This is a genomic window from Gymnodinialimonas ulvae (assembly GCF_037543845.1).
Taxonomy (GTDB): domain Bacteria; phylum Pseudomonadota; class Alphaproteobacteria; order Rhodobacterales; family Rhodobacteraceae; genus Gymnodinialimonas; species Gymnodinialimonas ulvae.
Genome location: NZ_JBBIFX010000001.1, coordinates 1,408,673 through 1,422,605 on the forward strand (window position 1 = coordinate 1,408,673; position 13,933 = coordinate 1,422,605).

The 13,933-nt window shown below is 63.1% G+C and carries 11 protein-coding genes; 8 read left to right on the forward strand and 3 right to left on the reverse strand.

Annotation, left to right across the window (positions count from 1 at the left end):
- The first annotated feature begins 144 nt into the window (after nucleotides 1-144).
- The 4 genes from xsc to V8J83_RS06730 all read left to right on the forward strand — a co-directional run bounded on the left by xsc (nucleotide 145) and on the right by V8J83_RS06730 (nucleotide 6,901).
- On the forward strand, nucleotides 145-1,926 hold the full coding sequence (gene xsc, locus V8J83_RS06715) for a sulfoacetaldehyde acetyltransferase (protein WP_339984757.1): 1,782 nt from the start codon (nucleotides 145-147) through the stop codon (nucleotides 1,924-1,926).
- 1 nt (nucleotide 1,927) lies between these two features.
- Entirely contained in the window at nucleotides 1,928-2,923 is a 996-nt protein-coding gene (gene pta, locus V8J83_RS06720; protein WP_339984758.1) for a phosphate acetyltransferase, read from the forward strand.
- 133 nt (nucleotides 2,924-3,056) lie between these two features.
- The gene (gene aptA / locus V8J83_RS06725) at nucleotides 3,057-4,391 is read left to right on the forward strand and encodes an omega-aminotransferase AptA (protein WP_339984759.1); all 1,335 of its coding nucleotides are present in this window, start codon (nucleotides 3,057-3,059) and stop codon (nucleotides 4,389-4,391) included.
- A 71-nt stretch (nucleotides 4,392-4,462) separates the two neighbouring features.
- Nucleotides 4,463-6,901: a GcvT family protein gene (locus V8J83_RS06730; protein WP_339984760.1), complete on the forward strand. Its 2,439-nt coding sequence runs from the start codon at nucleotides 4,463-4,465 to the stop codon at nucleotides 6,899-6,901.
- On the opposite strand, the gene pdxR is transcribed toward V8J83_RS06730, so the two are convergent.
- Nucleotides 6,898-8,373 (reverse strand): MocR-like pyridoxine biosynthesis transcription factor PdxR, encoded by a 1,476-nt coding sequence (pdxR, locus tag V8J83_RS06735; protein WP_339984761.1) that lies wholly within the window; start codon nucleotides 8,371-8,373, stop codon nucleotides 6,898-6,900. The genes V8J83_RS06730 and pdxR overlap by 4 nt on opposite strands.
- A gap of 131 nt (nucleotides 8,374-8,504) precedes the next feature.
- Between pdxR and ltaE the strand changes: the two genes are divergently transcribed.
- Nucleotides 8,505-9,554: a low-specificity L-threonine aldolase gene (gene ltaE / locus V8J83_RS06740; protein WP_339984762.1), complete on the forward strand. Its 1,050-nt coding sequence runs from the start codon at nucleotides 8,505-8,507 to the stop codon at nucleotides 9,552-9,554.
- Nucleotides 9,554-10,513 (forward strand): D-erythronate dehydrogenase, encoded by a 960-nt coding sequence (gene denD, locus V8J83_RS06745; RefSeq protein WP_339984764.1) that lies wholly within the window; start codon nucleotides 9,554-9,556, stop codon nucleotides 10,511-10,513. The genes ltaE and denD overlap by 1 nt, the downstream gene beginning before the upstream one ends.
- Nucleotides 10,514-10,517: 4 nt before the next feature.
- Here denD and V8J83_RS06750 read toward each other — a convergent pair whose 3' ends face one another.
- Entirely contained in the window at nucleotides 10,518-10,760 is a 243-nt protein-coding gene (locus V8J83_RS06750; protein WP_339984765.1) for a hypothetical protein, read from the reverse strand.
- 172 nt (nucleotides 10,761-10,932) lie between these two features.
- On the opposite strand from V8J83_RS06750, the gene V8J83_RS06755 reads away from it, so the two are divergent.
- Nucleotides 10,933-12,057, forward strand: coding sequence for an aminotransferase (locus tag V8J83_RS06755; RefSeq protein WP_339984766.1), 1,125 nt, complete (start codon nucleotides 10,933-10,935; stop codon nucleotides 12,055-12,057).
- Nucleotides 12,058-12,166: 109 nt separating this feature from the next.
- On the forward strand, nucleotides 12,167-12,835 hold the full coding sequence (locus V8J83_RS06760) for a GntR family transcriptional regulator (RefSeq protein WP_339984768.1): 669 nt from the start codon (nucleotides 12,167-12,169) through the stop codon (nucleotides 12,833-12,835).
- A 134-nt stretch (nucleotides 12,836-12,969) separates the two neighbouring features.
- Here V8J83_RS06760 and V8J83_RS06765 read toward each other — a convergent pair whose 3' ends face one another.
- Nucleotides 12,970-13,827 carry a DUF4394 domain-containing protein gene (locus tag V8J83_RS06765; protein WP_339984770.1) on the reverse strand — a complete coding sequence of 286 codons (858 nt, stop codon included), beginning with the start codon at nucleotides 13,825-13,827 and terminating at the stop codon, nucleotides 12,970-12,972.
- Nucleotides 13,828-13,933 lie beyond the last annotated feature (106 nt).

Sequence of the window (13,933 nt, forward strand, 5' to 3'; positions counted from 1 at the left end):
GGATGTCTTGCCCGTTCCAGGGGGGTGGCCTCGGGTTGGCCTTACCCACCCTTTGGTATTGGCCCTACCGATATCGAGACTTCTAGGCTCAATAGCGCGCAAATGCGGACCCGCGGGGGAGTCCGCCTCTTCCGGAGATTAGCCATGAAAATGACCACCGAAGAAGCCTTCGTCAAAACACTTCAGCGTCACGGCATCGAACATGCCTTCGGGATCATCGGCTCGGCCATGATGCCGATCTCGGATCTGTTCCCGGCCGCGGGCATCAAGTTCTGGGATTGCGCGCACGAAGGCTCGGCGGGTTTCATGTCCGACGGCTACACCCGCGCGACCGGCAAGATGTCGATGATGATCGCGCAAAACGGCCCCGGCATCACCAATTTCGTGACCGCCGTAAAGACCGCGTATTGGAACCACACGCCGCTTTTGCTGGTCACGCCGCAAGCCGCCAACAAGACCATCGGTCAGGGTGGCTTTCAGGAAGTCGAACAGATGGCTTTGTTCCAGGACATGGTCGCCTATCAGGAAGAAGTCCGCGACCCGTCGCGCGTGGCCGAGGTTCTGACCCGCGTGATCAGCCAGGCCAAGCGCCTTTCGGGCCCCGCGCAGATCAACATTCCGCGCGATTTCTGGACCCAGGTTGTGGATATCGAAGTGCCCGAGCCGATTGAATTCGAGCGCTCGCCCGGTGGCGAGAACTCGGTCGCCAAGGCCGCCGAGATCCTGTCGAACGCGAAGAACCCGGTGATTCTGAACGGTGCGGGTGTTGTGTTGTCCGATGGCGGTATTGCGGCGTCCAAGGCGCTGGCCGAGCGGCTCGATGCGCCGGTTTGCGTGGGCTATCAGCACAACGACGCCTTCCCCGGATCGCATCCTCTGTTTGCCGGGCCGCTTGGCTACAACGGCTCGAAGGCGGGCATGGAGTTGATCAAGGAGGCGGACGTGGTTCTGTGCCTTGGCACGCGCCTGAACCCGTTCTCGACCCTGCCGGGCTACGGGATGGATTACTGGCCCAAGGATGCCACGATCATTCAGGTCGACATCAACCCCGACCGGATCGGCCTGACCAAGAAGGTCACGGTTGGCATCGTTGGTGACGCGGCCAAGGTCGCCAAGGGTATTCTGAACGGCCTGACCGATACGGCGGGCGATCACATGCGTGCCGAGCGTAAGGCGAAGATCGCCGAGACCAAATCGCGGTGGGCGCAGCAGTTGACCGAGATGACCCATGAAGACGACGATCCCGGCACCACCTGGAACGAGCGCGCGCGTCAGGCCAAGCCCGATTGGATGAGCCCGCGCATGGCGTGGCGCGCGATCACCGCCGCCCTGCCGCGCGAGGCGATCATCTCAAGCGATATCGGCAACAACTGCGCCATCGGCAACGCCTATCCCGATTTCGACGAGGGCCGGAAATATCTGGCGCCGGGTCTGTTCGGGCCGTGCGGTTATGGCCTTCCGGCGATTGTCGGCGCCAAGATCGGGCAGCCCGATGTTCCGGTCGTGGGTTTTGCCGGGGACGGCGCGTTCGGGATTGCGGTCAACGAACTGACGGCGATTGGCCGGGGCGATTGGCCGCCGGTGACGCAGATCGTGTTCCGCAACTACCAATGGGGCGCGGAAAAGCGGAACTCGACCCTTTGGTTTGACGACAATTTCGTGGGCACCGAGCTGGACGAAGAGGTCAGCTACGCGGGCATCGCCAAGGCCTGCGGTCTGGAAGGCGTGGCCGTGCATGGGATGGAAGAGCTGACCGCCGTGCTGAACAAGGCGATCAAGGACCAGATGGAGAACGGCAAGACCACGTTGATCGAGGTCGTGCTGAACCAGGAACTGGGCGAGCCGTTCCGCCGCGATGCGATGAAGAAGCCCGTCTCGGTCGCTGGCATCAGCGCCGACGACATGGTTCCGCAGCAGGTCGCCTGACATGAGCGTGGCGGCAGGTGATCCGCTTGCCGCCATCGCCGCCCGCGCGACGGCGGACAAAAAGCACATCGTTCTGAGCGAAGGCGATGATCCGCGCGTGCAAGATGCCGCACGGATTGCTGTTGAACGGGGTCTGGCCGAGGTCACCATCCTTGGCCCGACCGAAGTGCAGGTGGCGATTTCGCCCGGCGTGCAAGTGCTTAACCCTGAAAACTCGCCCCATCATGACGCCTTTGTAGCGCGCCTCATGGAATTGCGCGGCCACAAGGGCATGACGGAGGCGCGCGCAACCGAGGCCATGCGCGACCCGTTGGTTTTCGCGGCGATGATGGTGCGCGAGGGGCTGGCGGATGGCACGATCGGCGGCTGCGTGCGCACGACATCGGACGTGGTGCGCGCGGCGTTGCAGGTCATCGGCAAGGCGCCGGGTGCGCCGTTGGTGTCGAGTTTCTTCCTCATGGCACTGCCGCCGGAGCATCCCGCAGGCCCACGGGGCATGGTGTTTTCCGATTGCGGGTTGGTCATCGACCCATCGGCGGAGGAACTGGCCGGAATCGCTCAGCAGGCAGCGGCCTCGGCCGAAGCGCTTCTGGATACGGAAGCCAAGGTAGCGATGCTGTCGTTTTCCACGATGGGCAGCGCCAAACACGGTGCCGTCAACAAGGTCACGGAGGCGTTGACGCTGGCGCGCGAAGCGGCACCCGAGCTGGCCATTGACGGAGAGTTGCAATTCGACGCGGCCTTTGTGCCGTCGGTCGCAGCGCGCAAGGCCGAGGGGTCGGCTGTTGCGGGCGTGGCCAATGTCTTCGTTTTTCCCAATCTCGACGCGGGCAATATCGGCTACAAGATCGCGCAGCGCATCGGCGGTGCGACGGCAATCGGCCCAGTCCTGCAGGGTCTGGCGAAGCCGGCCAACGACCTGAGCCGGGGGGCGACGGCGCAAGACATTGTCGATATCATCGCGGTTACGGCGGTACAGGCGCAGGCGCCTGACTAATCCGCCGCCGCACTTCACGCGCTTGGGTGGCCTTAATCAACGTTGCCTCTGGCCCTACTCCGACTCTTCACTCGGAGCGATTTTGCGCCATCGTTTTCGCGCGCACGACGCGCCATTTGGGAGGGATCGACCCATGGCCTATGACGCAGCCAACAACTCACTTGAAGCGCATTGGATGCCGTTCTCGGACAACCGCGGGTTCAAGGAAGACCCGCGCCTCGTGGTCCGCGCCGAAGGCGTGCACCTTTACGACCATCGCGGCGGACAATTGCTGGATGGCTCTTCGGGCCTGTTCTGCTCGCCTGCGGGCCATTGCCACCCGAAGATCGCCGAGGCCGTCGCCAAGCAGATGACCGAATACACCTATGTGATGCCGTTTCAGGCGGGTCATCCGGGATCTTTCGCGCTGGCCGAGAAGATCGGGCGCATGTTGCCCGAGCAGATGAACCACGTGTTCTTCACCAATTCCGGGTCGGAAAGCGTGGATACGGCGATGAAAATCGTTATGGCCTATTGGAACGCGCGGGGCGAAAGCCGCCCGCGTTTCGTCAGCCGAGAGCGCGCCTATCATGGTGTGAACATCGGTGGCGTAAGCCTTTCGGGGATGGTCAAGAATCGCGATATCTTCCACGCGACGGTGCCCGGCGTGATGATGCTGCGCCATACCTATGATCCGGCCGAGACGTTCATTCCGGGCGGTCATTCCGAGCATCGCGGCGTTGAACTGGCCAATGATCTGGAGCGGATGGCGCAAACCTATGGCGGGCAGAACATCGCCGCCGTCTTTGTTGAACCGGTCGCGGGATCGACGGGCGCGCTGCCGCCGCCCAAGGGCTACCTTCAGCGCCTGCGCGAGATCTGCGACCAATACGGGATCTTGCTGGTCTTTGACGAGGTGATCACGGGATTTGGCCGCATGGGCACCGCGTTTGCCGCGCAGAAGTACGGCGTGGAGCCGGATATCATCACGATGGCCAAGGCCCTGACGAACGGGTCGATCCCGATGGGCGCGGTCGGCGTGAAGGATGATATCTACGAGACGGTTGTTGGCCAATCCAAGCGCGGCCTGACCGAGTTCTTCCACGGCTACACCTATTCCGGGCACCCTGCGGCTTGTGCGGCGGGCAATGCGATGATGGATATTATCGCCGAGGAAGACCTGATTGCACGCGCCGATGCGATGATCCCGTATTTCGAGGCGGCCCTGATGGACGGCCTCAAAGGGCACGAGATGATCAAGGATATCCGGGTCGCGGGCCTCATGGCAGGGGTCGAAGTTCACGCCGAAGGCGGGCCGGGCATGCGCGGTACAGAGCTTCAGAAGCGGATGTTCTGGCAGGGCCTATCGGTCAAGTTCACCGGCGACAACGCGATCATCGCGCCGCAGTTCATCGCCGAGCGGCACCATGTCGACGAGATTGTCGACCGTTTCCGCGCAACGCTTGACGATATGCGCGACAACGGCTGAACCTGATCGGGCGGGCCTTGTGAAAGACCCGCCCTTTTTCCTATTGCCGAGCTTCGACCGGGGTTTACCAGATGCCAGACGTACCTTCCCACGCGCGCGTTGTGATTGTCGGCGGCGGGGTCGCCGGGTGTTCGGTGGCCTATCATCTGACGAAACTGGGGTGGAGGGATGTGGTACTGCTAGAACGCAAGCGCCTGACCTCCGGGACGACGTGGCACGCGGCGGGCCTGATCGCGCAGCTGCGCGCGACCAAGAACATGACCCGGCTCGCGAAATATTCTCAGGAGCTCTACGGCAACCTTGAGGCTGAGACGGGCGTGGCGACGGGGTTCCGCCGCTGCGGGTCGATCACCATGGCGCTGACCGAGCACCGGGCCGAAGAGATCCGGCGGCAGGCCTCGATGGCACGCGCCTTCGGGGTCGAGGTCGAGGAGATCGACGTCGCCGAAGTGCTCCGCCATTATCCGCATGTGAACACCGAGGGGATGACAGCCGCCGTTTGGCTGCCGCTCGACGGGCAAGGCGACCCATCCAATATCGCGCTATCCATGGCCAAGGGCGCGCGGATGGGCGGCGCGCGTGTGTTGGAGAATGTGAAGGTCACGGGCGTGTCGCAGGCCGAGGGCCGCGTGCGCGGCGTATCGTGGGAAGCGGACGGCGACAGCGGCGAAATCCAGGCCGATATCGTGGTCAATTGCGCCGGCATGTGGGCGCGCGATTTCGGCGCGATGGCGGGGGTGAATGTGCCGCTGCAGGCGTGCGAGCATTTCTACATCGTGACCGAGCAGATCCCCGAATTGACGCAGCTTCCGGTCCTGCGGGTGCCGGACGAATGCGCGTATTACAAGGAAGACGCGGGCAAGATGTTGCTTGGCGCGTTCGAGCCGAAGTCAAAGCCCTGGGGGCCGATCCCCGAAGATTTCGAGTTTGACCAATTGCCCGAGGATTTCGACCATTTCGAGCCGATCCTTGAGGCCGCCTGCGCGCGGATGCCGATGCTGGCGGAGGCAGGCATTCACACCTTCTTTAACGGGCCGGAAAGCTTCACGCCCGATGATGCCTACCACCTTGGACCTGCGCCGGAATTGGATGGCTATTGGGTCTGTGCCGGGTTCAATTCCATCGGCATCCAATCCGCGGGCGGCGCGGGATGGGCGTTGGCGGAATGGATGGAAAACGGCATTCCGCCGTTCGATATCGGCGATGTGGATATCCGCCGGATGCAGCCGTTTCAGCAAAACCGCCGCTACCTGCGCGAGCGGGCGTCCGAGACACTGGGGCTGCTCTATGCGGATCATTATCCCAACCGTCAGAAAGCCACCGCGCGCGGTGTGCGGCGCTCGCCCCTGCACGAACACCTGAAGGCCAACGGGGCCGTCTTCGGCGAATTGGCCGGGTGGGAACGGGCCAATTGGTTCGCCAATGAGGGGCAGGAACGCGCGTATCACTACGATTGGAACGGCCAGAACTGGTTCGCCAATCAGGCGCAGGAACATGCCGCGATCCGCGACGGTGTGGGCCTTTATGATATGTCGTCGTTCGGCAAAATCCGCGTCGACGGGCCGGATGCGGAGGCCTTCCTGAACCGGATCGCGGCGGGCAATATGTCGGTGCCTTTGGGCAAGATTGTCTACACGCAATTCCTCAATGCGCGCGCCGGGATCGAGGCGGACGTGACGATCACGCGGCTGGCAGACGACAGCTATTTGATCGTGACACCTGCCGCGACGTTGATCCGGGATATGGCGTGGCTCAAGGCGCATCGCCGCGATGAGGTGGTGATCCTGTCCGATGTCACGGCGTCCGAGGCGGTGATCTGCGTAATGGGGCCGCGAGCGCGCGCGGTGATGCAAGCCGTCAGCCCCCATGATTGGTCCGGCGACGCCTTCCCGTTCGGCACGGCGCAGCAGGTCGAGATCGGGCTTGGCCTCGCACGCGCACACCGGGTGACTTACGTGGGCGAGTTGGGCTGGGAGCTTTACGTCTCCGCCGATCAGGCAGCCCATGTGTTCGAGACCCTACTTGAGGCGGGCGCGGACCATGGCCTGCGCCTGTGTGGGCTGCACATGATGGACAGTTGCCGGATCGAGAAGGCGTTTCGCCATTTCGGCCATGACATTACCGGCGAGGATCACGTGTTGGAGGCGGGCTTGGGCTTTGCCGTGAGCAAGCAGAAAAACACCTTCATCGGGGCGGATGCGGTGGCGCGCAAACGCGACGAGGGGCTACAGATGCGGATGGTGCAATTCAAGCTGACCGACCCCGAAGCGATGTTGTTCCATGCCGAACCGATCGTGCGCAACGGCGAAGTCGTCAGCTACATCACCTCGGGCAATTACGGGCACACGTTGGGCGGGGCGATCGGGCTTGGCTATGTCCCCTGCCCCGGTGAAAGCCCAGACGACGTGCTGGCGTCGACGTATGAGGTTGAAGTGGCCGGGACGCGCGTGCCGGCCGAGGCGAGCCTGCGGCCGATGTATGACCCCAAGTCCGAGCGCGCGCGCGTCTAGCCGAGTTCGGCTATGGCTTCGGCGATCAGGGCGACACCGTCGGCGATCAACGCCGTTTCGATGGTTGCAAAGCCAAGGCGCAGTCGGTTTCGCGGCGCATCCGGGCCGGCATAAAAGGCGGACCCGGCCTCCACCAACACCGATTTTTCGCGCAAAGCGGTTACGACTTCGGTGTCGATCATGTCGACCGGCCCCCGCAACCAAAGGGTCGTTCCACCCGTCGCGCGTTTCAGCGCCGGGGTCAGGCCATGACGCGCAAGTGCCTCGCGCAGGACTTCGTTGCGGCGTGCCATCCGCATCCGCATCCGCCGCGAATGGCTGTTGTAATGCCCTTCCGACAGGAAATAGGCGACGGTCTTTTGGGTCAGGCCAGGGGGGTGGCGTTCATTGAGCGTCCGGATCGCGCGCGCCTGATCAATGACACGCGGATCAGCGTTCAGGTAACCCAGCCGCAGACCGGGAAAGATCGATTTCGAGAAGCTGCCGACATAGGCCACGCGGCCCCGCTGATCGAGGGATTTCAACGCGGGAAGCGCCGGGGAGGCATAAGCCATTTCGTAGTCGTAATCGTCTTCGATAACGACGAAATCATCCTGCTCGGCGCGCTCCAGCAAGGCCTTGCGACGGGCCATCGACATGGTCGCGCCTGTGGGCGCTTGGTGCGAGGGCGTGGTGAAGACCGCATCAACGCCGTCAGGGATCTCGGCCACTTTCATGCCTTCCCGATCAACCGGGATCGGGTGGATTGTCAGGCCATGAAACCGCAGAAGGTTGCGCATTTCCGGATAGCCCGGGTCCTCCATCGCCACGACACCCCGGCGCTTGGGGAAGAGCACCTGCACCATGAGCCACAGCGCATTTTGTGCGCCAGCGGTGACCAAAACCTCGTCCACCGCAGCCGCAACGCCGCGGCCCGACACCGACCGGCGCACGATTTGTTCCAGCAGGAACGGGTCGTCCCGGTCGCGTGCATCAAAGGCGATCTGTTCGAAATGGCGTTTGCCAAGCGCGCGGCGCACGCAATCGCGCCAATCATCGACCGGAAACCGCGACACATCCGGTTCGCCAAAGATGAACGGGTATTTGTAGCGCCGCCAATCTGGCGGATTGGCCTGCGCGCCAAGGGCGGCAGGCATCGGGCCAAGCCGGGCCTGCCAATCGACATGATCGACCAGCGCTGCGCCCAAAGGTGCGACGCCTTCGATCCGCGTCGGCGCGTCGGAGGCCACGAAATAGCCCGAGCGCGCCACCGACACGATATATCCCGTCGCCAGAAGACTATCGTAGGCGAGGCTGACGGTGATGCGGCTGATCCCGAGATGGCGCGCCAGCGCGCGGGTGGCCGGCAGGCGATCCCCGGCGGCAAAGCGCCCGTCCCAGATCGCACGGGTGATCGCGTCCTTCAGACGGGTCTGAAGCCCGACATTGGCGTCTTCCGACAGGAAGACGTGATGTTCAGAAATGATGGCCATATGCGCCTGCAACCTGGATAAGGCCAGAATGGCGGCTTTCGGGAAAAACGACAAGGCCAAGCCGTCCGATGGGGTTGCGGCCCGCGAAAGTGCGTGATGCGGTGGCGCCGATCAACACGGGAGCTGCCGCGATGTCTCAATACTCATCCCTGTCCAACAGCCTTGGCCCGGTTGTGGCCGACTTGCGATCGGACACCGTGACGAAACCCTGCACCGCGATGCGCGCGGCAATGGCCGAGGCGGAAGTGGGCGATGACGTTTACGGGGAAGACCCCCTTGTCAACAGGTTAGAGAGCAGCCTCGCCGAGCGACTGGGCAAGGAGGCGGCGGTATTCGTGCCATCCGGAACGCAGTCGAATCTCCTGGGCATGTTGGCCCATTGCGGCCGCGGGGAAGAGGTGATCGCGGGCGAGAGCTACCATGTGATCCGCTACGAAGCGGCGGGGGCCTCGGTCCTGGGTGGGGTGGCGTTGCAGGCGTTGCCTGTAGCGCAAGACGGCGGGCTGGACCCGTCGGCGATTGCGAGCGCGGTCAAAGAGGAAGACATCCACCATCCAATCTCGCGGCTGTTGTCATTGGAGAACACCAATTACGGACGCGCGGTGCCCCTCGCGCGCATCAACGCGGGAGTTGAGGCCGGGCGTGCGTTAGGCCTGTCCACCCATCTTGACGGGGCACGGTTCTTCAACGCGATCACCGCACTTGGGTGCTCGGAGCGGGAATTGGCGGCTCCGTTCGATACGGTTTCCGTGTGCCTCTCCAAAGGCTTGGGCGCGCCAGTCGGCTCGGTCCTATTGGGGCCGGTTGATTTGATGACGAAGGCTCGGCGGATGCGCAAAATGCTGGGGGGTGGCATGCGGCAGGCGGGCATCCTGGCGGCGGCGGGGTTGTTCGCACTGGAGCGGAATGTGGCGCGATTGACGGAGGATCATCAGCGCGCGGACGCCTTGGCCGCCCACTTGCGCGCGCTCGATATCGGACCGGTCACGCAGGCCACGAACATGGTGTTCCTGACTCCGGTGCCGGGTGTCGATCTAGGCGGTCTGGCTGCGTATGGCATCGCAACGTCGGCTCCGGACCCGGCCTGCCGGATGGTCCTGCACCGGGACATCGACGAGGCCGCATTCGCTCATGTTCTGAGCGCGTTTGACGCCATTGCAGCGCAGCGCGGGGCGGCCTGATGCGGGTGTTGATCACTGGCGCGGGCGGGATGATCGGCGCGCGACTGGCGCGGCGGATCGCATGCGACGGTGCGGTGGTAGACAGAGCTGTGACGTCTTTGGTGCTGGCCGATCTTGCGGCACCCGATAGCCCGGACGCGGCGTTTCCGGTGCAGACCATGGCCGCCGACTTGGGCACAGGAGCGGGACGCGCATCGTGCCTGGCGGAGGCGCCGGATCTGGTGTTCAACCTCGCCGCTGTCGTGTCCGGTGCGGCGGAGGCAGATTTCGATTTGGGTTACCGCGTCAATCTGGAGGCAACGGCGGCGTTTCTGAATGATATCAGAGCGCTGGACCGCGTGCCTCGCGTGGTTTCGACCTCCTCCGTTGCGGCGTTTGGCGGCGACTTACCCGATGTGGTGCCTGACGCACATTGCCTGACGCCGCAGAATTCCTACGGCGCGCAGAAGGCGATGGGAGAGCTTCTTCTGGCCGATCATACGCGGCGCGGTCACATGGATGGGCGCTGCGTGCGGCTGCCAACGATCTCGGTGCGGCCGGGGCGCCCGAATGCGGCGGCTTCGAGTTTTATCTCAGGTATCATACGCGAACCGCTGGCCGGCGAGGATGCGCCATTGCCGGTTGATCCGGGGCTGACCGTCTGGATAGCATCGCCCGATTGTGCGGTCGAGACTTTGCTGCACACGGCGAGCCTGCCGAAGGGTGCGTTGGGTCCGGGCGCGGTCGTGTCCGGGCGCGGGCTCAGCGTTACGGTGGCCGAGATGCTCGACGCATTGGAACGGGCAGCGGGGGCTGAAGCGCGGGCGCGGGTGATCTGTGCCCCGGACCCGGTTGTGGCGGCGATTGTCGGAGGCTGGCCCAAGGCGTTCGCCTGTACCCTCGCAACCGCGTTAGGGTTCCCGGTGGACGACGGCATCGACGCGATCATCGAAGCGCATATGCGCGACATCGGCCACTAAAGCGTCAGGGCGTGCCGGAGCCGAACACCGTGCCGATGAGGTAGGGCAGCGACAGGCCAAGTGCGACGACGACCCCGATCAGGATCGCCCATTTGACGCCGTTCATCAGCCGTTGCAGCACCTGTTCGACCGCGAACCAGGTAAAAAGACCAAGCCCGAAGGCAACCGTGCCCGGCAGACCGTTGACGCCAGCGCCGATGCTGACGACCCAATCGACGAGGGTCTGAATGAGGGTTGAGAACTCCATGCCCCCCGATGCCGGGTTTTGCGGCGCGGGTCCAGTGCCGGTCGTCTTTGGCCGCGCGGCAGGGTGTCGATGAGGTCACGCGGGGTTTGCGCGACAGGCCCCGCTCCCCCTCGCATCTAGCCTTGCCGCTTGGTATGCCGGGAGGAGACAGCCATTATCGAAAGACCGTCGCATGTATATCGAGCCGTTCAAGGTCGAGATCTGGATGAACGAGTGGGAAACGCGCTGCGCCCACAATCTGGCCGAGACCTGCGTGGCAAGCATCACCATTGACGAATTGCTGCGCATTTCGGGACGCAACGACAGCGATCTTTCGGCGCTTTTGCCGATGAAAATGACCTACGGGGCCATCGAAGGATCGGAGCGGTTGCGCACAGCGATTTCGGCACTTTACCATGACATGCCAGTGGAGCGGATCACCGTGACGCACGGGACCATCGCGGCGAATATGTTGGTGCACAAGACGCTGGTGTCGCGCGGTGATCGTGTGATTTCGATCGTGCCAACGTATCAGCAACATCACTCGATCCCCACTAGCATCGGGGCGGATATGCAGGTCTTGCCGCTCCGGGCGGAGGACGGGTTTCTGCCGGATCTGGATCAGTTGCGGGCCTTGGCATTGCCGGGCACGAAGCTGATCGCGTTGACCAATCCGAACAATCCAACCGGCGCGCTGATCGAGCGCCCGATGCTGGAAGAAATCGCCCAGATCGCGCGCGACGTGGGTGCCTATGTGCTATGTGACGAGGTCTATCGCGGCACCGGGCAGGAGGGTGACGGGATGGGGCCCTCTATCGTGGATGTCTATGAAAAGGGCATCGCAACGGCGAGCGTGTCGAAGGCGTTTTCGCTGGCGGGGTTGCGCGTGGGCTGGATCGCAGCACCCACGGAGGTGACGGAGCAGGTGCTGATCCAGCGCGACCATGATACTATCTCTGTCGGGATGATCAACGATCATTTTGCGGCTATGGCGCTGGAAAACCGGGAAAAGATTCTGGCGCGCAGCCGTTCGATCACTCGCGGGAACCTTGAAATCCTCGACGCGTGGGTCGCCACGCAGCCGCGCGTCGATTGGGTAAAGCCGCGCGCAGGGACTACGGCGATGTTGCATTTGGATATCCCCATCTCGTCGCGCGACTTTTGCGTAAATCTTGTAGAAGAAACCGGCGTGATGCTGACCCCCGGAGACGCCTTTGATATGGAAGGTTATGTTCGGATCGGCTTCGCCAATGACCCCGCGATCTTGCAAGACGGGCTCGCCATGCTGGGTGCGTATCTGCAGACGCGTTTCGGGTGAACGCCCGTCAATTCGACCAAAATGATTGAACCGTCGATTTTGAAGATCAATACATGTATGCAGGCCCGAGCATTGCGCCGAATGACACGCGCAGGGAGGGCTCGATACAATGCCACAGAAATCCGTTTCAAGCACCAAGCGCGCGATCCACGAGCTGCGCGCGCGGATATTTTCCGGCGACCTTCCAGCTGGATCGGATCACCTTGAAACGGAGCTGGCCGAACTTCTTGAGATGTCCCGGACGCCGGTGCGGGAGGCCATTCTGACGCTTGCCGGCCAGGGTCTTTTGGCGATGCGACCGCGTAAAGGGGTGCGGATCTTACCGCTTTCGCCAGATGATATGGCGGAGATTTATGACGTTCTGACCGAGCTAGAAGCGCTTGCCGCCGAGCAAGCCGCAAAGGCGCGCTATGACGAGGATGAGCTGAAGATCCTGACGCGGGCAATTGATGACATGGACGCGGCACTGGCGTGCAGTGATCTGGACCGTTGGAGCCGGGCAGACGAGCAGTTCCACCATGAGTTGGTGCGGTTGGGCGGCAATACCCGCGTCAGCGCGATTGTTGAAATGATGAGTGATCAGGTTCGGCGTGCGCGTAATACGACGCTCTACATACGCCCGATGCCGGTGAAGTCGAACGAGGATCACCGCGCCGTGGTCGAGGCGATCCGCAACGCCGACGCCGAGGCGGCGCGCTGCATCCATCACCGGCACCGGAGCGACACCAAAGAAATCCTCGTCGCCCTTTTGCGCAAACACAGGGTGCGGTTTCTTTAACCCGGGGCCGTCGGGCGGGGGCTTGGCAATCGTGGTTCAGGGTTGCCGGGAACGACTGGGTTGGCATCGCCCTGCCCCACTGCCACGCAAACAGCGCCCCCGGGGATCAGGGGCGCCGTTGTGGTCAAAGAGGATTACATGCCGCCTTGCGACACCGCAAAGCCCGAGATGCCGACCATGCCCAGATCGGCAAGCAGGGTGGCCTCGGCTGTCTCAAGATCGATGCTGTAGAGGCCTGATGTTTCGGCGCCGTCCATCTGCAGGATCGCAAAGGCCAAATCGGTGCCCTCTTCTGGCGAGACGATGTCGAACCCGCCTGCGGTGACGATATCGACCGTAGCACCATCGACCATCACCGGCGCGACACTTGTCAATTCACCGGCGTTGTTGGCCAAACTGACCAAAGCGTTGGTGCGGGCGTCGAGCGCGTATTGGAACGTGCTTTCCGCCGTGCTGCCCGCGATGGCGTTGGTGTAGGCGTTGGCGAAGATCATCGGCGCGGTGCCCGCGTTTTCATCTGCGTCGCCATAGAAGGCATCGGTGAATCGCAGCACGCTGTTTGCGCGCTCATCGCCATCGCCGAACCCGATCGGGAAATAGACCAGGTTGGCACCGTCCGAGCCCACGGCGCGCACGGCGTCGATGGCATTGTTGAAGTCGAACGCGGTCGCGACGCCGGAGATCATGGCGTCATCGGCAAAGCTGGCTTCGAGGTTGGTCATCTCGCCGGTCATTGCGTTGATCGTGTAGACCGCACCCTCGGTAGAGAAGCCCAACAGCTCTCCTGTGACGGGGCGGTAGGCGATGGCATCAAGGCGATTGGACAGCTCGAACATCGTCGTCTCGCCCGGGTTTGCGATGCTCGGCATGGTCACAAGCGTCATTCCGTCACCGGCAAGCGCGTGGCCCATCAGATTGGCATGGCCATCGGCATGGGCGGCACCGGCGCTGAGCAGGGCAAGGGTGGCGACAGAGGCAAAGCGGTTGAACATGGTGAGACTCCTATGGGTTGGCGTCGGTTCATCACCGACTTGAAGAAAACCACGCAGCGGGCCTTGGGAAAGTTTCGGTGTTGCGCGAAAAAAACCATCAATGGAC